The following is an 18343-nucleotide window of genomic DNA, read 5'->3' as shown; positions in this document are numbered from 1 at the left end:
TTACCTGAAGTAATGAGTTAAGGTAACGGCATGACCTGTGCTCCGCCTGCTGACATGCCCGGCCGGGGGGCGTCGAACCCCGGCGCGAACCCCGCCGCGAGCCCTGTCGCCGCCAGCCCTGTCACAGCGAGCCCTGTCACAGCGAAGCAGGCGCGCCCGAACGAGCTCGCCCGCGATATGCGGGTCGCGGTCTTCCGCACCGCGCGCCGCGTCAAGGCCGAGCGGGGCGCCGCCGACCTCTCCGACTCCCAGTTCTCCGTCCTCGCGTGGCTGCACCAGGACGGCCCGCTGGCGCCCGGCGCCCTCGCCGAGCGCCAGCACGTCCAGCCGCCGTCCATGACCCGCACGGTGAACTCCCTGGTCGAGCTCGGACTCGTCGAGAAGGGGGAGCACCCCACCGACCGCCGCCAGGTCGTGGTGAGCCTCAGCGACGCCGGCTCCGCCGAGGTCCGCGAGACCCGCCGTCGCCGCGACGAGTGGCTCACCAAGCGGCTCGCGTCGTTCACCCCCGCCGAGCGCGCCACCCTGGCCGAGGCCACTGTCCTGCTGCGGAGGCTCGTCGCCGAATGAGCCAGATGTTCGCCTCGCTCAAGCACTTCAACTATCGGCTCTGGTTCTTCGGCGCACTGGTCGCCAACATCGGCACGTGGATGCAGCGCGTCGCCCAGGACTGGCTGGTCCTCACAGTCCTCAGTGACGACTCCGGCGTGGCTGTCGGCGTCACCACAGCGCTGCAGTTCGCCCCGACCCTCCTGCTGTCCGCGTGGGCCGGCGTGCTCGCCGACCGGGTCGACCGCCGCAAGCTGCTGATCGGCACGCAGGCGGCGCAGGCGGTGCTCGCGCTCGGCCTCGGCGTGCTCGTCCTGGGCGGCCACGCCGAGCTGTGGCACGTCTACCTCTTCGCGGCGGCCCTCGGCTGCGTGTCCGCCATCGACGGCCCTGTGCGCCAGACCTTCGTCGCCGAGATGGTGCCGGCCGCCGGCCTGTCCAACGCGGTGGGCCTGAACAGCGCGTCCTTCAACGCGGCGCGGCTCGTGGGCCCCGGCCTGGCCGGGCTGCTCATCGCGTGGGTCGGCACCGGCTGGGTCTTCATGATCAACGGCGTCACCTTCGTCGCGACGATCTTCGCGCTCACCCAGATGCGCTCCGCCGAGCTGCACCGGCTCCCGTCCGTGGCGCGCGCCAAGGGGCAGATCCGCGAGGGCATCGCCTACGTGCGCCGGCGCAGCGACATCTTGGTGATCATGGTCGTGGTGAGCGTCGTGTCGACCTTCGGCCTCAACTTCCAGCTCACCAGCGCCATGATGGCCCGCACCGAGTTCGGCCGCGGGGCCAGCGAGTACGGCATCCTCGGCTCGGTGCTGGCCATCGGCTCGCTCGCGGGCGCCCTGATGGCCGCGCGGCGCGAGCGCCCACGCGTGCGGCTGGTGATCGGCTCCGCCTTCGCCTTCGGCATCGCGAGCGGCGCGATGGCGCTCATGCCCACCTACACCAGCTACGCGCTGGCCTGCATCCCCGTCGGCTTCGCGTCGCTGACCATGATGACAGCGGCCAACACCACCATCCAGATGAGCACCGACCCCGCGGTGCGCGGGCGCGTCATGTCGCTGTACATGATCGTCTTCCTCGGGGCCACGCCCGTCGGGTCGCCCATCGTCGGGTGGGTGGCCGAGGAGTTCGGCGCCCGGTGGGCCATCGGCATCGGCTCGATCACCGCGCTGCTGGTCGCGTCCGGCGCGGCGCTGTGGGTCAAGCGGCACTGGCGGCTCGAGGTCCGCTACCGGGTCCGCAGCCGCCCGCACCTCGATGTGCGCCACCCCCCGGTGAGCACCCCGCAGACGGCGGTCGCCGAGGTCCGCGCGCAGGAGACGACGACCACGTCGACGGCGGTCTGATCACCGCCGTGGCCGCTGGGCCTCGCGAGGCCCCCAGGGCTACAGCAGCGCGATGCCCGCCGTGCGGCGTGCCGAGCGCCTGGCGAGGATGACCGCCCCGGCCGCCACCGTGAGCAGCACCGGCACCAGCATGAAGGCCAGATGCGGCCCCACCTGGTCGGCGAGCGCGCCGAGCAGCAGCGGCGCCACGGCGATGGCGGCGCCCGCCGCGACCGTCGAGCGGGACTGCGCCATGTCGGGCCGTCCCTCGGAGGCCGCCATCGTCGAGGCGATCATCAGCGGGTAGTGGGCGCCGTACCCGAGGCCCGCGAGGATCAGGCCTGCGAGCCCGACGGCCGGGCTCGTCGCCGTCCAGAACAGCAGCCAGCCCGCCCCCGCCACCACGAACGACGCGAGCAGCAGGCTGACCGTCGAGAACCGCAGCGCGAGTCGCCCCACGGCGAATCGGGAGGCGGCCATCCCGGCGATCAGGCCCGACACCGCGCCGGAGGCGAGCCCTGCGCTGGCGCCTGTCTGCTCGCGCAGCAGGTCGGAGGCCCAGAACGTGGTGGCGTTCTCCACCCCGATCACACACACCAGTGCGGCCCAGAACAGCCAGAACGCGGGGGAGAAGCCGCGCTGGCGGGGCTGGGCGGGCAGGTGGGCGACCTCGATGCCCGGCTCCGGCTCCCCGTCGGCCTGCGGACCGGCGTCCACGGCGTGCCCCGGCCGCCCGAGCGCCCCCGTCGCGGCGAAGCGGGACATGGCGCCGCCCACGACGATCGCGAGCACAGCGGTGAGGGCCACCGACGGCCGCCAGCCGACCCCGAGGGCCACGGACAGCCCCAGGGCGAGCGGGGCGAGCAGGCCGACGAGTGCGCCCGTCCCGTTCGCCTCGGTCAGCGCCGAGGCGCCGGCCGGGCCCTGGTGCACGCTCAGCGCGGGCTGGAAGCCCGAGATGCACAGCGAGCCGCCCAGCGCGGTGATCGCGGCGGCGGGCAGGGTCTGGGCGAGCGTGTGCCCGGTGGTGAGCAGCGCCACACCGACGATGACGATGCCGGGGCTGATCAGCAGCACCGCGCGGCGGCCCAGGCGATGCGCGAGCCGGGCGCTCATCATCCCGGCCAGCACGGTGCCGACGGCCATGAACGTGCCGTGCAGGCCAGCCTCGGCCCGCGAGATGCCCAGGTCCGCCGCGATCAGCGGGATGGCGGGCGTGAAGCTGTAGAGGTACCAGCCCCACATCACCGAGTACCCGTAGAGGGCCAGGGTGAGGCGGTCCCGGACGAGCCGGGCGGGCGCGGCGCGCTCGAGGCCAGTTGCCCCGCGGTCAGGCAATGCGGTCGACCACGTGGTCGACGCAGGCGGTCAGCGCGCGCACGTCATCCGGGTCGACTGCGGGGTACATCGCCACGCGGAGCTGGTTGCGGCCCAGCTTGCGGTAGGGCTCGACGTCCACGACACCGTTCGCGCGCAGCACGCGCGTCACCGTCGGCGCGTCGATCTCCGGCGCCAGGTCGATCGTGCCGACCACGTTGGAGCGGTGCGCGGGGTCGGCCACGAACGGCGTGGCCCACTCGCGCGCCTCGGCCCACCCGTACAGGTGGCCAGCGGAGGCCGCGGAGCGCCGCGTCGCCCAGTCCAGGCCGCCCTGCGCGAGCATCCACTCGATCTGCTCGGCCATGAGCACCAGCGTCGCGATGGCCGGGGTGTTGAGGGTCTGGTCCAGGCGGGAGTTCGCCAGCGCGGTGCTGAGCGACAGCGACTCGGGCACCCAGCGCCCGCTGGCCTCGATCGTCGCCGCCCGCTCGATCGCGGCGGGGGACAGCACTGCGAGCCAGAGCCCGCCGTCGGAGGCGAAGCCCTTCTGCGGCGCGAAGTAGTAGGCGTCGGTCTGCGACACGTCCACCGGCAGGCCGGCCGCGCCGGAGGTGCCGTCCACCAGCATCAGCGCGCCCTGCTCGCGTGAGCCCTCCACCCGGCGCACCGGCGCCGCGACCCCCGTGGAGGTCTCGTTGTGGGGGTACGCGTAGACGTCGATGCCGTCCTCGAGCTCGGGGAGCACGAGCTCGCCGCCGGGCGCGGTGCGGATCGTGGGCGCCCCGAGGAACGGGGCGCGCGCCGTGGCCTGGGCGAACTTGGCGCCGAACTCGCCGAAGCTCGCGTGCTGCGCGCGGTCCTGCACCAGGCAGAAAGCGGCCAGGTCCCAGAACAAGGTGGAGCCGCCGTTGCCCAGCGCCACCTCGTAGCCGTCGGGCAGGGCGAACAGCTCGGAGATCCCGCTGCGGACCCGGCGCACGATGGCGCGCACGGGCTCCTGGCGGTGCGAGGTGCCCAGCACCGTCGTGCCGAGCGCCGCGAGCGCGTCGACCTGCGCGGACCGCACCTTGCTGGGCCCGGAGCCGAATCGGCCGTCCTTCGGCAGGAGTTCGGAGGGGATGCTGATCTGCGGAATCTCACGGGCCTCTGACACACGCAGAGGATAAGGCGTGCTGGTCGGGAACTGCACGGACCACGCCTAGGACCAACTAGCCTAGGGTCGCGAGACTTGCGAATGAGAGGGAGTGCCGTGAGCGACCTGATCGACACGACCGAGATGTACCTGAAGACGATCTACGAGCTCACCGAAGAGGGCATCACCCCTCTGCGGGCCCGGATCGCCGAGCGGCTCGGGCACAGCGGGCCCACCGTGTCGCAGACGGTCGCCCGGATGGAGCGCGACGGCCTGCTGGTCGTGAGCGGGGACCGTCACCTCGAGCTCACCGAGGCGGGCATGGGCAAGGCGGTGCGCGTGATGCGCAAGCACCGCCTCGCCGAGCGCCTGCTCACCGACGTGATCGGACTCGACTGGGAGTTCGTGCACGAGGAGGCCTGCCGCTGGGAGCACGTCATGAGCGAGCGCGTCGAGCGCCGGCTCGCGGCGCTGCTCGACCACCCGCACTTCGACCCCTACGGCAACCCGATCCCCGGACTGGCGGAGCTGGGCGAGGAGAGCACCTCGGTGGGCTTCCTCGACGGGGTCGCGTCGTTGGCCGCCCCCGGCAGCGGCAGCGGCAGGGCCGTCGTCGCGCGGCTCGGCGAGCCCCTGCAGACCGACGTGGAGCTGCTCGCGCGGCTCGCGCAGGCGGGGGTCGTCCCCGGCGGGGAGATCAACATGGAGCGCGGCCCGGGCGTCGTCACGGTGGGCCGCCCCGACGCCGAGACGGTGCTGGACCTGCCCGACGAGGTCGCCCGGCACGTCTTTGTGCGCGTCGAGTAGGCCCCTGAGCACACCCCGGAGCGGCCCCCGGACGGGCCATCGGGCGTGATGTCCGTGTGACGCGGCCGTCACGTCCGGGTGAGGATCGCCACGGCCCGACCAGTCGGGCGGCGCTCCAGGTTCCCGACATCGGCGCAGGTCAGCGCCGCTCCATCTGACGGCCCCGTGCGATGTCGCACGGGGCCGCGGTATTTGCGGCGTTCAGCAGATCGTGACCGGAGCGTGACACGGCAGCAGGTCTGCTGTACGTTCAGTCCTGCTTCAAGGAACCCTCCTCCCTTTGAAGCCCTCGAGCGGAACGCCGAACCCTGCCGCCGCACGAGGTCCGTACAACTTCGCCGGCAGGGGCGGGGGACCCACGTAGTGGGCGCTGAACTCTGGCGCCCTTGGGGTGAAGCCGAGGGATGGAAACTCATCCACCGGCCGGGTGTTCTCCCACCCGAACCCGACAGCTCACCTCGTAGGCGACAGGAGAGGCACTTCGTGACCGTGAGCTCGAACCGCGCACGCCATCGTGCAGCGCGACGTCCCGTGACACCACTGACCGATCTCGCCCATGCAGCCACCGAGTCCATAGGCGTCGTCGGACGCCGGACCGCTGTCGTCGCCGCCACCTCTGGCCTCGTCGTCACCATGCTGGGCACCAGCGCCACCGCCGCGAACTCGGGCACTGCCGCCGGTTCGCTCCCCGCCGTCGACACCTCGGCCCTCACCGCCTCGGCCCGCGCGGTCCTCGAGACCGCCCCGGTCGTCACCGCCCCCGTGGACGCCGCCTGGTCGTTCGACGCCCCGGCCGTCGAGGCCGTCGAGCCGGTTGTCGCCCCCACGCGTGCCGCCACTCGCGCCGCCGCCACCCAGACCGCCTCGCGCACAACGGAGCGCGCAGCGGTCGCTGCCAGCGCCGTCCCGCAGTCGGTCTCCGGCAACGCGGTCCTCGAGATCGCGGCGCTGTACGTCGGCGTCCCGTACGTCTCCGGCGGCGCCACCCCCGACGGCTTCGACTGCTCGGGCTTCGTGTCTTACGTCTACGGGCAGCTCGGCATCTCGCTGCCCCGCACCTCCGCTGGCATCAAGGCCGCCGCGACGGTCATCTCGCGTGACGAGGCGAAGGCCGGCGACCTGATCTGGAGCCCCGGCCACATCTCGATCTACGCCGGTGGCGACCAGCAGATCGACTCGCCCCGCCCGGGCAAGACGGTCCAGTTCCGCTCGATCTGGCAGAGCGCGCCGGTCTTCCTCCGCGTCGGCTGACCAGTTCTGCACGAAGGCCCCGGTGACTCAGGTCGCCGGGGCCTTCGGCGTCTCCACCCGGTCGGTGGCGCGGAAAGACTGGGTGTGCGAAGGGCAGCCGCGTACGCTGGTCGCGCTTGCACCTCCCCCCGGGGCACCGGCAGCCAGCCGGGCCCCTCTCCGGGCCTAGGAGTCGCCGTGCTGATGCCCGTACCGCGCCGGACGCTGCTGCTGAACGCCAGCATGGAGCCCTTGTGCGTGGTGAGCCTGCGGCGGGCCGTCAGCCTGGTGATGTCCGGGAAGGCCACGATCCTGGAGTCGGACGGCCGGCTGCTGCACTCCGAGCGCACGGTTCTCCCCGCCCCGGTGGTGCTGTGCCTGACCCGCTACGTGCACGTTCCCGTGCGGCGCCCGCAGCCGCCCACCCGCCGCACGGTGCTGCAGCGCGACTCCTACTGTTGCGCGTACTGCGGGGGCTCGGCCGACACCGTGGACCATGTGCACCCCCGATCGCGCGGAGGGCTGCACGAGTGGGCCAACGTGGTCGCCGCCTGCGCCCGGTGCAACCACCGCAAGGCCGACCGGCTGCTGGCCGAGCTGGGGTGGGAGCTCGGCTACGTGCCGCGCACCCCGCGCGGCCCCTCGGCCCTGGTGGCGGGGGTCCTCGCCATGGAGCCGGCGTGGTCGGCCTACCTGGTCGCCTGAGCGTCAAGGTTCCCTCAAGAGCAACTCCAGGATCCCCCCGCGGAAGGTGCGCTGAGGGCATGGTCTGGGGCACACTGGCCGCGTGAGCCATAGGAGGCTGGACCCATGAAGCACGAGGCCACGGTGATGGTGGGGGTGGACGGCTCAGCGGCGAGCCTGCACGCCCTGGACTGGGCTGCCGCCGAGGCGCGGGCCCGCGGGCAGGCGCTGCGGATCGTCTGCTCCTACTCGGTGCCGTCGTTCACGGCGGCGTCCCTCGACGGCGGGTACGCGGCGTTGGACGACACCGCGATCCTCGAGGGCGCGAAGGCAGTGCTGCTGGAGGCCAAGGAGCGTGCGCTCGTCGGCGGCCCCCTCGACGTGACCGCGACGGTTGCCACCGGTGACGCCACGGGCGTGCTGGTCGAGATGTCCCGCGAGGTGAGCCTCGCCGTTGTCGGCACGCGCGGCCGTGGCGGATTCGCTGACCGGTTGTTGGGGACGGTGTCCTCGGCGCTGCCGGCCCACGCCTACTGCCCGACTGTCGTGGTGCCGCTGCGCGGCGCTGACGGCAAGCCGGTGGCCGAGGACTCGCCGCTGCCGCAGGTGCGGCCGCTGCGGCGCGTCGTGGTCGGCATCGACGGGTCGCCGCAGGCCGACCTCGCGCTGCGGCGGGCCATCGTCGAGGCGCGCGCCTGGGAGGCCGAGCTCGTCGCGGTGGCCGGGGTGCCCGTGGGCGCCGGCGCCGGGATCCTCGCCTGGATGCCCGCGACGATCGACCACGAGCAGCTGCTCGCCGACGCCACCGAGGGGCTGAACGTGGTGGTGGACCGCGCGCTGCGCGATCACCCCGATGTGCAGGTGCGACGGGTCGTGCTGGACGGGACGGGCGCCGAGCTGCTCACGGAGTTCTCCTCGGCGAGCGACCTCGTGGTGGTCGGCTCGCGGGGCCGCGGCGGGTTCGCCGGGCTGCTGCTGGGCTCGACCAGCCAGGCGGTGCTGCACCATGCGCAGTGCCCGGTGATGGTCGTGACGAACCGCTGCAAGGACGTGGACGAGCCGGACGCCTCGAGCTGACCGCGCGGGGCCACAGGGCCCGGCGGGTCAGTCGGCCAGGGCGGGCGGCACCTCGGGGCGGCGCACGAGTGCCGAGAGCACGATGGTGGAGCGCGTGCGGGCGACGAAGGGCTCGGCGGCGAGCCGCTCGACGACGCGCTCCAGGTGGCGCATGTCGCGGGCCCGCACCTGCACCATGAGGTCCACGTCGCCGGTGACGGTGCTGGCGGAGACGACCTCGGGGTACCGCTCGACGGCCGTCTGCATGGTCGCCGGGCTGGTGGAGCCGTGGCAGAAGAGCTCGATGAACGCCTCGGTGGACCAGCCGAGCGCGGCCGGGTCCAATCGGACGGTGAAGCCCCGGACGACGCCGCGAGCCCGGAGCCGGTCCACCCGCCGCTTGACGGCCGGCGCGGACAGCGACACGACGGCGCCGATCTCGGCATAGCTCGCGCGGGCGTCCAGTGAGAGCTCGCGCAGGATCGCCTCGTCCAGGGCGTCGAGGGCGTCAACCCGTGTTCCGGAGTCGTGGTGCACCCGCTCATGATGGCCCAGATCCCCTGCGGCGCATCGGCGCCCGCAACACGCGGCACAGGTTGCTCCCAGCGACTTCAGAAGTTTCTCCCGGTTGCCGATGCTCTCGGGGTCGAGGAAAGTCGTGCACGACACGAGGGGGCTCACTAATGGCGACAGTCCGGCACAAGCATCAGCGGCGGCTCGAGACAGTGCCGACGCAGCGGCAGGGGAGCGGGCTCGCGCAGGTCAGCGCGCCGCCCGTCGAGTCCCGCCCGGCGTCGTTCGTCCCCCCGCCCCAGCTGGAGCCGCTGCCGCCTGAGACGGCCGCGCTGCTGCTGCCCGACCTCGCCGGCCTCTTCGTCCCGTCGGCGGAGCCGCCTGCGGCGCCGCCGCAGACCGACACGTCACGTCCGCGCCGCGCCGCGAGGTCCGCAGCGCGCCCGGGCCGCCCGACCACGGTGGTGGTGAGCCTCAGCGTCGTGGTGATCATCGCGGCGATCGCGGGTGGGACCGTCGTGCGGTTGCAGCAGGAGTCGCGGGCCGCCGAGCTGGCCAGGGTCCAGGACCGCGTGGCACGCGTCGTGTCCGAGCAGCGGGCGGACGCCCAGTTCTTCCAGCAGAGCCGTGCCGCGGTCGCGCGGGCCGGTGTCGCCTCCGCCCTCGCCGCACAGGGCGACGCCGCGTTGGCGGCGCATGCCCAGGCCCAGGCGGTGCTCGACGCGAACGCGCAGGCCGGGGACGTGCCCCGTGCCGCGCTGCAGGAGGCGATGGACACCGCCGCCGCGAAGGCGGCAGCACTGGGCCAGGGGACGAGCCCTGTCGACGTGCGCGGGTCCGTCGCGGCCCTGGCGGCCCCGCAGCAGGCGGTCGTGGAGGCGCAGGCGCAGTGGCAGGCCGCCGAGGACGCCCGGCTCGAGGCCGAGCGGGTGGCAGCGGCCGAGGCCGCGGCCGCCGCCGAGCGGAAGACTCGCGCCGCGAGCTCGAAGGCCACGCCCCGCAGCAGCCGTGCGGCAGCCCCGGCCGCCGCATCGGCGGGAGCCGCTGCCGGGGCCCCGGCCGCGGCGCAGGTCGCCGGCATCGAGGCCTACGGCATCCAGTCGATCGGGGACGCGCTCAACGCGCACCGCGCGAACAACGGGCTGCCCGCGCTCAGCATCTCGGGCTCGTCGACGCTGAGCGCGCACGCCACCGCGATGGCCAGCGAGTGGCGCATCTGGCACGGCGGCAACGACTCGATCGTCGGCTGGGTGCAGCCCGCCAGCTCCAGCGCGATGATCAACGCCTACGCCAACTCCTCGTCCCACAACACGTGGATGCTGAAGAGCGACATCAGCCGCATGTCGATCGGCGCCGTGGTGCGGGACGGCCGCCTGTTCACCGCGATCAAGCTCAGCTGAGCGGGCGCCTCAGCACAGGGCCTGGCCCAGCCGGTCCAGGGCCAGGTCGAGGTCCTGCTCGTCGATCGTGATCGGCGGGGCCGGGCGGATCGTCGAGCCGTGGGTGTCCTTGGCGAGCACGCCGCGCTCGAGCAGGCGCTCGCACAGCTCGCGGCCGGTCAGGTGGGCGGGGTCCACGTCGATGCCCGCCCACAGGCCGACTCCGCGGCTGCGCTCGATCAACCCGGCGCTGGCCATCGTGGCGAGGCGGGCGTGCATGTGGGCGCCGAGGGTCCGGGCGCGGGCCTGCATCGTCCCCGTGCTGAGCAGCTCGACGACGGCCAGCCCGACCGCGCACGCCAGCGGGTTGCCGCCGAACGTGGAGCCGTGGGTGCCGGGGGCGAGCACGTCCAGGACGTCCTCGCGGCCCACGACGGCGCTGACCGGCACGATCCCCCCGCCGAGCGCCTTGCCCAGCGTCATGAGGTCGGGCTGCACGTCCCACAGCTCGCAGGCGAACGTCGTCCCGGTGCGGCCGAGCCCCGACTGGATCTCGTCGGCGATGAGCAGCACGCCGGTGTCGTCGCAGATCGCGCGGACTGCCGGCAGGTAGTCGGCGGGCGGCACGACGACGCCCTGCTCGCCCTGCACGGGCTCGAGCAGCACCGCGACGGTCGTCTCGTCGATGGCCGCCGCCAGGGCCTCGGCGTCCGCGTAGGGCACGACCCTGAAGCCCGGGGTGAACGGGCCGAAGCCGTCCCGGGCCTGCGGGTCCGTGGAGAACGACACGATCGTGGTGGTGCGGCCGTGGAAGTTGCCGTCCGCGACGATGATCGTGGCCCGCTCGGGCGTCACGCCGCGCACGTCGTACCCCCACTTGCGGGCCGCCTTGATGGCGGTCTCCACGGCCTCGGCCCCGGTGTTCATCGGCAGCACCAGCGGCTCGTCCCCCCGCATCGCGGGCGCGGCGAGGCGCGCGAGCGCGTCGGCGAACGGCTCGAGGAGGTCGTGGCCGAAGGCGCGGGAGGACAACGTGAGCCGGTCGAGCTGGTCATGCGCGGCGGCGACCAGTGCGGGGTGCCGGTGGCCGAAGTTCAGCGACGAGTACCCCGCGAGCATGTCGATGTACGCGTGTCCGTGCACGTCGCGGGCCCAGGCGCCGGAGGCCCAGGTCAGGCTCACGGGCAGCGGGGCGTAGTTCGAGGCCAGCCGGCTGCGCCGGGCGTCGGCTCCCACGTGGGGGCCCGCGGTGGCGGTCATGGCACGTCGCGGATCTCGAGCGTGCAGCACTTGGCGCCGCCGCCGCCCTTGAGCAGCTCGCTGGTGTCCACCGGGATGGTCGTGTAGCCCCGTTCGCGCAGCGCGGGCGCCAGGTCCACGGCCCCGGGCGCCACGACCACGTGCTTCCCGTCGCTGACCGCGTTGAGCCCCAGCGCGGCGGCGTCCCGGTCGGTGGCGTGCAGCGCGTCGGGGAACAGCTCGCGGAGCGTCGCCTGGGACTCGGCGGAGAACGCCGGCGGGTAGTAGGCGATCTGCGGGTCGGCGGGGTCGCTCTGCAGCACGGCCAGCGCGGTGTCGAGGTGGTAGTAGCGCGCGTCGACGAGCTCCAGGGACACCACCCGGTGGCCGGTGACCTGCGCGAGCTCGGCGTGGGCGGAGCGGTCGGTGCGGAAGCCGGTGCCGGCCAGGATCAGGTCGCCCACGGGGAGGATGTCGCCCTCGCCCTCGTTGACCTCGGCGGCGGTGTGCGTGACGAAGCCCCGGTCCGCGAACCACTTCTGGTACGCCGGGCCCTCGGGGCCGCGCTCCGGGTGGCGGAACCGGGCCGAGTAGACGATGCCGTCGACGATGAGGGCGCCGTTGGCGGCGTAGACCATGTCGGGCAGGCCGGGGATCGGGTCGATCGTCTCGACGGTGTGGCCGAGGTCGAGGTACACGTCGCGCAGCGTGCGCCACTGGCGCAGGGCGAGGTCGGTGTCGGTGTGCCGGGTCGAGTCCATCCACGGGTTGATCTCGTAGGAGACGGTGTAGTGCACCGGCTCGCACATGAGGTAGCGGCGCGGGGTGGCGGTGCGGGGCGTGGAGTGCTCGGTGACCGGGCTCACGGGCATGGGTGCTCCTTCAGGAGGGCAGGAGGGTGGCGTCGCGTCATCGGGACAAGGTCGTATCGAGCCTACGAGCCGCCTGGAGGCGGAATCGACAGGTCGCGTTGTGCCATGGGTGGCAATCGTTGCGTCGAATGCGCTTGTGGCGGCGATTCGTTGCGCGGGCTTGCGGGGCGCCCGTCGAGCGCTCGCAGCATGCGGCGCAGCGCCACCTGGCGGTAGGAGTCGTCGAGCAGCTCGGCGACCTCGTCCCAGTCCAAAGGCTCGGCGTCCAGGTCCAGCGCCAGCCAGCCCGCCGGCCCGTAGTACGGCGGCACGGAGAAGCGCGGGTCGCCCAGCAGGGCGGCGCGCTCGTCCTCGTCGGGGCGCAGCACGAGGCCGTGCGGGCTCACCTGCGTGCCGAAGGCCGCGAAGATCCTGCGCCCGGCGCGGAATGTGGGGCGGCCCCACGACTCCACCTCGGACGACTCGGGGAAGCCGGCGGCGAGGAGCCGCACCTGCGCGAGGCATGGGTCGTGCTCGTCGTACATCCGCGGGTGCGTCATCGCCCCGGTCCCGGCGAGGGCGACGCCCGCCTCCGGAGCTCGCGGGCCACGCGGGCGAGCGCGAGGGCCAGCATGCCGCGCAGCACGGGCGCCACCAGGGCGGCGGCGGGGACAGGGCCGGCCAGCCACGCCCGTTCGGACCACGTGACCCGGCTGTGGCGGGGGCCCGCGGGCGCCACCTCCATCCGAGACTCGCCGAGCAGCACCGGGCCGAGTTTGGCGAACACCGCGACCCCCGGCGTCCCGGCCGCCGGATCGGGCGGGTCCAGGCGGTCGATCCGCATCCGGTCGACCAGCCCCGGCGCGCCGCGTCGGGTGAGGGGGCCGGACACTGCCGTCACGAGCGCGCCCAGCCGAGGCGGGCCGGGCGGCACGTGCACCCGCGTCATCGGGATCCAGCGCGCGTGGCTCCGCAGGTCCGTCAGCAGGGCGAACGCCTCGGCGGCGGGGATCGGGAGCAGTCGGGTGACCGACACCAGGCGCCCTGCGCCCCCAGCCCGGCGGGCGGCGACGTTGTCGCTGACCCGCGAAGGCCTGACCTGTGGAGACGACATGCCAGGCCTCCCGGCGTGTGCTGGATCGCGTCCTCCTCACGGTAGCGTCACGGACATGGAGACGCGTGTGCTGGGACGGACGGGCAGGTCGGTCGGGGTTGTGGGCCTGGGCTGCTGGCAGCTGGGCGGGGACTGGGGCGAGGTGGCCGACGACGACGCCTTCGCGGTGCTCGACGCGGCGGTCGCCAGCGGGGTGACCTTCCTCGACACCGCCGACGTGTACGGCGACGGTCGCAGCGAGCGGCTGATCGGCCGGTTCCTCGCCGAGCGGGGCGACCAGGCCCAGGGGCTGACCGTCGCCACCAAGATGGGCCGACGCGCGGACCCGCATGTGGCCGACGCGTACACGCTCGACGCGTTCCGCGGCTGGGCCGACCGCTCCCGCCAGAACCTCGGGGTGGACACGCTCGACCTGGTGCAGCTCCACTGCCCGCCCACCGAGGTCTTCCACCGCGACAGCGTGTACGACGCGCTGGACGAGCTCGTCGCGGACAAGGCCATCGCCGCCTACGGGGTGTCGGTGGAGACGGTCGACGAGGCATTGGCCGCCATCGCCCGCCCGAACGTCGCGTCCGTGCAGATCATCCTCAACGTCTTCCGCCGCAAGCCCCTCGAGGCGGTGCTCCCCGCCGCCGTCGAGGCTGGCGTCGGGATCATCGCCCGGGTGCCGCTCGCGAGCGGCCTGCTGTCCGGCAAGTACGACGAGAGCACGACGTTCGCCGCCACCGACCACCGCACGTTCAACCGCCACGGCGAGTCCTTCGACGTGGGCGAGACGTTCGCCGGGGTGCCGTTCGAGGTGGGCGTCCTGGCGGCGCGCGAGGTCGCCGCGCGCACCCCCGACGGCGCCACCACCGCACAGCTCGCCCTGCGCTGGATCCTGGACCAGGAGGGCGTCTCCGTGGTGATCCCGGGGGCGCGCAACGCCGAGCAGGCGCGGGGCAACGCGGCGGCCGCAACCCTGGCGCCGCTGGACGAGGTCACCGCTGCCGAGCTCGAGCGGGTCTACGACACGTCGGTGCGCGCACACGTCCACGACCGCTGGTGAGCGGACGCCTCTGACTTGCGCCTGGGGGCGGGCGGCCGGCTGAGCGACAGCTCAGACGAGGCGCCCGCCCTCAGCCTTGCCCGTTCCCGATCTGGCCGGGGACCACGAGGCCGCCGACACCCTCGATGACCTGGGGGAAGTGCTCAGGGGCGGGGCCGAAGGCCAGCCGGGCGCCCTGCACCACGGGCTTGCCGAGCGCACGGGCGCCCGCGACGCCCACCGCGGCGCCGATGCCGAAGGGGAGCAGCCGACCGAAGGCAAGCCCACCCTGCCGGGCCGCCTGCGACCGGACCAGGCGCCGCGTGAGCGTCGAGTTGACCTTGCGGATCGTCGACGTCGGCATGCGGGTGAGCAGGGCGCGGGCGAAGTGCGCCGAGCCGATCTGCGCGGAGTCCGTGACGATCTTCGCGCCGCTCTCGCCCAGCACCGTGGCGAGGAGCAGCGCGCGACGCCGCTCGGCGTCCTGCACCTCGATGCCGTGCACGCTGGCCACGGCCAGGGAGAACGCCGCCGACGCGGCGAAGAACGTCGCCACGTCGCTGGCCGTCAGGGCCATCGCCACGCCGGTGCCGACGGCCGGGGCGGCTGCCGCCACGCCCACGGCGCCCCCGGTGGCCTGCACGACGCGCATGTACTCGCGCTCCAGCAGCCAGACGATCTGCTGCGGGGACGCGTGCGGGTTGCGGCGGCGCAGGCTCTCGACGTGCGCGTGGATCGTCGCCGAGGGGATCGTCACCGCCTTGTCGAGGGCCGCGTCGAGCAGCGGGGTCCGGCGCAGGTGCGGACCATCGGTGTCCTGCCCAGCCGGGACGACCTCGGCGCGCTCCCGGGGCGGCTTGCGGCGCGCGAGGGCCGGGCTCATCGCTCGCCCTCCACAGTGAGCTCGATCGTGGCCCCGTGGGTGAGCGTGCGGCCCACCGTGCAGTGGTTGTCGACGGCGCGGTGCACCACCGTCAGCAGGCGCTCGCGCTGCGCCGCGTCAAGGCTGCTGAGGTCCACCACCAGGCGCTCGGTCAGCACGGGGTAGCGGTCCTCGTCGGGGTCGCTGGGCCCCTCGACCTCCACGGTCACCGCGACGTCGTCGCCCAGGCGGTGGGCCAGCGCGGTGTCCGCGCTCATCCCGGTGCATCCGGCGAGCGCGATCTTCAACAGCTCCCCGGGGGTGAAGACGGCGCCGGCCTCGACGGGACCGATCAGCACCTCGGCGCCGCGCGAGTTGCGCCCGGTGTAGGTGCGCCGCCCGGTGCGCTCGACCCAGAGCTCGGCGGGAGTGGCCGCGGGGGTGGGGGTGGTCTGCGATGCCTGGTCCGTGGTCATCCCGCGATCCTGCCACGCACGACCTGGACAGGCGCGGGCGTGCCGGTCAGAGGCGGGGGAGCCAGCTCCGCACGAACGGCTCGAGGAGCTCGCGGGCGCGCTCATCGGCGTCCGATGCCTCGTGGCCGGCCTCGATCAGGCGGCTGGCGGTGAGCACCACGCCATTGACCAGCTCGGCGGTCACCCGCGGCTCGGGCGTCCCGAGGTCGGTGAGCGCGGCGACCAGGGGGAGCAGCAGCGCGTCGTGCATCTCCCTGCTGCTGCGGGCCAGGGCGTCGCCGGGCGCGATCTCGGTGAGGGCCCGCGCCACGGCGTGCTCGCCCGCGGCGACCAGGTCCAGGTTGGCGCGGACGTAGGCGAGGACCCGGTCGCCGGGGTCGCCCGCGGCGTCCATGGCCTGCTGCACTGTGGCCGACCAGCGGGGGAATACCTCGGTGACGAGCGCGCCGAGCAGGTCGTCACGGGACGCGAAGTACTGGTAGACGCTGGAGCGGGCGAGCCCGGCCCGGGCGCCCACGGCGGCGAGGGTGGGCGGCTGGTCCGGCCGTTCCATGAGGAGCGCGTGCGCGGCGTCGAGGAGGGCCCGGTGCTGGGCCGCGCGGTGCTCTGCCACCGTCGCCGCCTGGATCTTCGGCACGGGCCCTCCTCGTTCGGTCAGTCGTCCAGCCCCTCGGACACCCGGGTGGATGCCGTCGAGAGGGCGCCGTCGACCATCTCGAGCACGCGGTCGCAGTGAAGCAGGATGTCATGGTCGTGCGTGACCATCACAGTCGCGACCCCGGCTTGGCGTGTCTCGCGGGCCAGCAGCTCGACGATCTCCTGGCTGCGCGCGCGGTCCAGGGCGGATGTCGGCTCGTCGACCAGCAGCAGCGACGGGCCGCACACCAGGGCGCGGGCGATGCCGACGCGCTGCCGCTCACCGCCGGAGAGCTCATGCGGGCGTCGCCCGCGCTTGTCCGCCAGGCCGACCTCCGCGAGCAGCTCGCGCGGGTCGCGCGCGGGCTTGCCGCCCCGCATGTGGAGCGCGAGGCGCAGCTGGTCCTCGGCGGTGAGTGCGGGCACCAGGTTCCCGGACTGGAACACGAAGCCGATGTGCTCCAGGCGGAACCGGGTCCGCTCGCGGTCCCGCATGGCCACCAGGTCCTGGCCGTCGATCAGCACCGAGCCCGAGTCGGGCGTGGTGAGGGCGCCGGCCACGGCGAGCAAGCTCGACTTGCCGGAGCCGGACGGCCCCACCACGGCGACGAGCTCGCCGGGGGCGACGGTCAGCGACACGCGGTCGAGTGCGGTGACGGTGCCGTCGCCGTCGCCGAGGGTGAGCGTCACGTCGCCCAGCTTGAGGCCGTGCTGCGCGCCCGTGAGGTCGCTGGCGCCGCCCGAGGCGCGGGTGTCTGTGCTGGTCATCGCTGTCCTCCGAGTGCCTTGAGCGGGTCGACCTTGGCGATGCGGGCGATCGCGAACGCGGCGCCGATCAGTCCCAGGCCGATGAGCAGGATGAAGGCGAGCCCGATGGCCGGCGCCTCCAGGGCGAAGGGCATCGGGGTGCTGGCGAGCAGCGCCCCGCTGCCCACGCCGATGGCCACGCCAACGAGCGTGGAGGCCAGCAGCACGATGAGCGCCTGCGCCAGGCCGTCCCGCAGGAGGTAGCCGGTGGAGGCGCCCATGGCGCGCAGCACGGAGAGCTCGTGGCGGCGCTGGATGGTCCAGACGGTGAAGAACGCGCCGACGACGAGCGCCGAGATCGCGTACAGGAACACCTGGATGAGCATCAGCGTCGAGGTCTCGGCCGAGTAGCCGGGGGAGGCGCCGAACGACTCGACGAGGGTCTTGCTGGACGTCCCGGCGGCGGCGTCGCCAGCCGCGAGGTCGATGGCCCGGCCGTCGGCGGCCTGCAGCGCGACGGCGCTGGCCTCGGTGTACGCGTCGGCCCGGACCTCCTCGCCGGCGGAGGCTCCGGAGTGGACCTCCTGCCAGGTGGTGAGCGGCAGGTAGGCGACGTCGACGTGGCCGAACGTGTGCTGGTTGCCGGTGCTGCCGATGATCGTCAGCTCCGTGCCGACGCGGTCGATGGTGAGGGTGTCGCCGACCGCGAGCCCGTCGTCCAGGACGGTCTGGCTCACGACGATGCCGTGGGGGTCGCCGAGGCGCTGGCCCTCGGCCACCGCGGGCTCGAGGAACGAGCCGGGCTCGACGCCGAACAGCGCGAGGTCCACGGGGACGTCGGTGGAGCTGTGCGCGTTGACGAGCATGGAGCCGAGCGGCTCGGCGGCTGCCACGTCGGGGCGGTCTGCCCAGACGTCGACCTGCGACACGTCGATGATGCTCCGCGAGAAGGCGGAGTCGGTCTTGGTGCCCTCGGCGAAGGCGAAGGCGTCGACGGGCTGGGCCTTGAGCCCGGAGACGCCGTCGTTCACCAGTCCGGAGGAGAGCCCGGAGAGCATCACCATCAGCACGGCGATGAGTGCGACGACGCCTCCCATCAGGCTGAAGCGCGATCGCGCGAAATGGAGCTCGCGGAGTGCGAGGAACATCGGGGGCCTTTCGTCGGATGCGCGGCTGGGTTACCGACGCTATGTCGGCATGATATCAACGCCCAGTCGGGAAAGTCTGGGAAGAGTGACGATTGCCTCAAATCCCCCGGGCGTCCCACTGTGTGAGACGGTCTCGCCACGGAGTGGACGTCACGGCGGCGGAGGAGCACCATCCTCGCCATGAGCACCCCGCGAGGAACGCACGCGTCACGACTGGCCATGGGCCACGTCGCGATGATGTGTTGTCT

At 73.6% G+C, this 18343-nt stretch carries 20 protein-coding genes and 1 riboswitch; of the genes, 8 read left to right on the top strand and 12 right to left on the bottom strand.

What is annotated here, in order from left to right; all coding sequences use genetic code 11:
- Positions 1 to 30 precede the first annotated feature (30 nt).
- Both BN3788_RS10045 and BN3788_RS10040 read left to right on the top strand, forming a co-directional pair.
- Positions 31 to 570, top strand: coding sequence for a MarR family winged helix-turn-helix transcriptional regulator (locus BN3788_RS10045; RefSeq protein WP_315969754.1), 540 nt, complete (start codon positions 31 to 33; stop codon positions 568 to 570).
- The gene (locus BN3788_RS10040; protein WP_066585254.1) at positions 567 to 1895 is read left to right on the top strand and encodes an MFS transporter; all 1329 of its coding nucleotides are present in this window, start codon (positions 567 to 569) and stop codon (positions 1893 to 1895) included. The genes BN3788_RS10045 and BN3788_RS10040 overlap by 4 nt, the downstream gene beginning before the upstream one ends.
- Positions 1896 to 1934: 39 nt before the next feature.
- Here BN3788_RS10040 and BN3788_RS10035 read toward each other — a convergent pair whose 3' ends face one another.
- Together BN3788_RS10035 and serC are read right to left on the bottom strand one after the other, a co-directional pair.
- Entirely contained in the window at positions 1935 to 3212 is a 1278-nt protein-coding gene (locus BN3788_RS10035) for an MFS transporter (RefSeq protein WP_066585252.1), read from the bottom strand.
- Positions 3205 to 4347 carry a phosphoserine transaminase gene (gene serC, locus BN3788_RS10030; protein ID WP_234346593.1) on the bottom strand — a complete coding sequence of 381 codons (1143 nt, stop codon included), beginning with the start codon at positions 4345 to 4347 and terminating at the stop codon, positions 3205 to 3207. The genes BN3788_RS10035 and serC overlap by 8 nt, the downstream gene beginning before the upstream one ends.
- A 96-nt stretch (positions 4348 to 4443) precedes the next feature.
- Between serC and BN3788_RS10025 the strand changes: the two genes are divergently transcribed.
- The 4 genes from BN3788_RS10025 (at position 4444) to BN3788_RS10010 (ending at position 8124) form a co-directional block, all read left to right on the top strand.
- Positions 4444 to 5133: a metal-dependent transcriptional regulator gene (locus tag BN3788_RS10025; protein ID WP_066585246.1), complete on the top strand. Its 690-nt coding sequence runs from the start codon at positions 4444 to 4446 to the stop codon at positions 5131 to 5133.
- A 289-nt stretch (positions 5134 to 5422) separates the two neighbouring features.
- Positions 5423 to 5614, top strand: a riboswitch (cyclic di-AMP (ydaO/yuaA leader).
- Positions 5615 to 5616: 2 nt separating this feature from the next.
- Entirely contained in the window at positions 5617 to 6384 is a 768-nt protein-coding gene (locus tag BN3788_RS10020) for a C40 family peptidase (protein WP_066585245.1), read from the top strand.
- 183 nt (positions 6385 to 6567) lie between these two features.
- Positions 6568 to 7068, top strand: coding sequence for an HNH endonuclease (locus BN3788_RS10015; RefSeq protein WP_066587007.1), 501 nt, complete (start codon positions 6568 to 6570; stop codon positions 7066 to 7068).
- A 105-nt stretch (positions 7069 to 7173) separates the two neighbouring features.
- The gene (locus BN3788_RS10010) at positions 7174 to 8124 is read left to right on the top strand and encodes a universal stress protein (protein WP_066585244.1); all 951 of its coding nucleotides are present in this window, start codon (positions 7174 to 7176) and stop codon (positions 8122 to 8124) included.
- 27 nt (positions 8125 to 8151) lie between these two features.
- Here the strand turns inward: BN3788_RS10010 and BN3788_RS10005 are convergent, their stop codons facing one another.
- Complete coding sequence (locus tag BN3788_RS10005; RefSeq protein ID WP_066585243.1) at positions 8152 to 8640, bottom strand: Lrp/AsnC family transcriptional regulator; 489 nt, start codon at positions 8638 to 8640, stop codon at positions 8152 to 8154.
- Positions 8641 to 8786: 146 nt separating this feature from the next.
- Here BN3788_RS10005 and BN3788_RS10000 point away from each other — a divergent pair, with 146 nt between their 5' ends.
- On the top strand, positions 8787 to 10016 hold the full coding sequence (locus BN3788_RS10000; protein WP_066585238.1) for a CAP domain-containing protein: 1230 nt from the start codon (positions 8787 to 8789) through the stop codon (positions 10014 to 10016).
- Between the two features lie 9 nt (positions 10017 to 10025).
- Here the strand turns inward: BN3788_RS10000 and rocD are convergent, their stop codons facing one another.
- The 4 genes from rocD to BN3788_RS09980 form a co-directional block, all read right to left on the bottom strand.
- Positions 10026 to 11255 (bottom strand): ornithine--oxo-acid transaminase, encoded by a 1230-nt coding sequence (rocD, locus tag BN3788_RS09995; protein ID WP_066585234.1) that lies wholly within the window; start codon positions 11253 to 11255, stop codon positions 10026 to 10028.
- Positions 11252 to 12106: a dimethylargininase gene (gene ddaH, locus BN3788_RS09990; RefSeq protein WP_066585230.1), complete on the bottom strand. Its 855-nt coding sequence runs from the start codon at positions 12104 to 12106 to the stop codon at positions 11252 to 11254. The genes rocD and ddaH overlap by 4 nt, the downstream gene beginning before the upstream one ends.
- Before the next feature lie 62 nt (positions 12107 to 12168).
- Positions 12169 to 12645, bottom strand: a complete 477-nt coding sequence (locus tag BN3788_RS09985; protein ID WP_082812783.1) for an MmcQ/YjbR family DNA-binding protein — start codon at positions 12643 to 12645, stop codon at positions 12169 to 12171.
- The gene (locus tag BN3788_RS09980) at positions 12642 to 13121 is read right to left on the bottom strand and encodes an SRPBCC family protein (protein ID WP_066585228.1); all 480 of its coding nucleotides are present in this window, start codon (positions 13119 to 13121) and stop codon (positions 12642 to 12644) included. Before BN3788_RS09980 ends, BN3788_RS09985 begins: the two co-directional genes overlap by 4 nt.
- A gap of 133 nt (positions 13122 to 13254) precedes the next feature.
- Between BN3788_RS09980 and BN3788_RS09975 the strand changes: the two genes are divergently transcribed.
- Entirely contained in the window at positions 13255 to 14247 is a 993-nt protein-coding gene (locus BN3788_RS09975; RefSeq protein ID WP_066585226.1) for an aldo/keto reductase, read from the top strand.
- A gap of 70 nt (positions 14248 to 14317) precedes the next feature.
- On the opposite strand, the gene BN3788_RS09970 is transcribed toward BN3788_RS09975, so the two are convergent.
- From BN3788_RS09970 to BN3788_RS09950, 5 genes are read right to left on the bottom strand one after another with little or no spacing between them, the layout of a single operon-like run.
- On the bottom strand, positions 14318 to 15109 hold the full coding sequence (locus tag BN3788_RS09970; RefSeq protein WP_234346592.1) for a hypothetical protein: 792 nt from the start codon (positions 15107 to 15109) through the stop codon (positions 14318 to 14320).
- Entirely contained in the window at positions 15106 to 15564 is a 459-nt protein-coding gene (locus tag BN3788_RS09965; protein ID WP_066585224.1) for an OsmC family protein, read from the bottom strand. The genes BN3788_RS09970 and BN3788_RS09965 overlap by 4 nt, the downstream gene beginning before the upstream one ends.
- 46 nt (positions 15565 to 15610) lie before the next feature.
- Complete coding sequence (locus tag BN3788_RS09960; protein ID WP_066585221.1) at positions 15611 to 16201, bottom strand: TetR/AcrR family transcriptional regulator; 591 nt, start codon at positions 16199 to 16201, stop codon at positions 15611 to 15613.
- A 17-nt stretch (positions 16202 to 16218) separates the two neighbouring features.
- Positions 16219 to 16968, bottom strand: a complete 750-nt coding sequence (locus tag BN3788_RS09955; RefSeq protein WP_082812781.1) for an ABC transporter ATP-binding protein — start codon at positions 16966 to 16968, stop codon at positions 16219 to 16221.
- Positions 16965 to 18095 (bottom strand): ABC transporter permease, encoded by a 1131-nt coding sequence (locus BN3788_RS09950; RefSeq protein ID WP_066585216.1) that lies wholly within the window; start codon positions 18093 to 18095, stop codon positions 16965 to 16967. The genes BN3788_RS09955 and BN3788_RS09950 overlap by 4 nt, the downstream gene beginning before the upstream one ends.
- Between the last annotated feature and the right edge of the window lie 248 nt (positions 18096 to 18343).

This window comes from Cellulomonas timonensis (assembly GCF_900046455.1).
GTDB classification, from domain to species: Bacteria; Actinomycetota; Actinomycetes; order Actinomycetales; family Cellulomonadaceae; genus Cellulomonas_A; species Cellulomonas_A timonensis.
The sequence above is the reverse complement of the archived record's forward strand: the minus strand, read 5'-3'. Positions and strand labels throughout refer to the sequence as shown.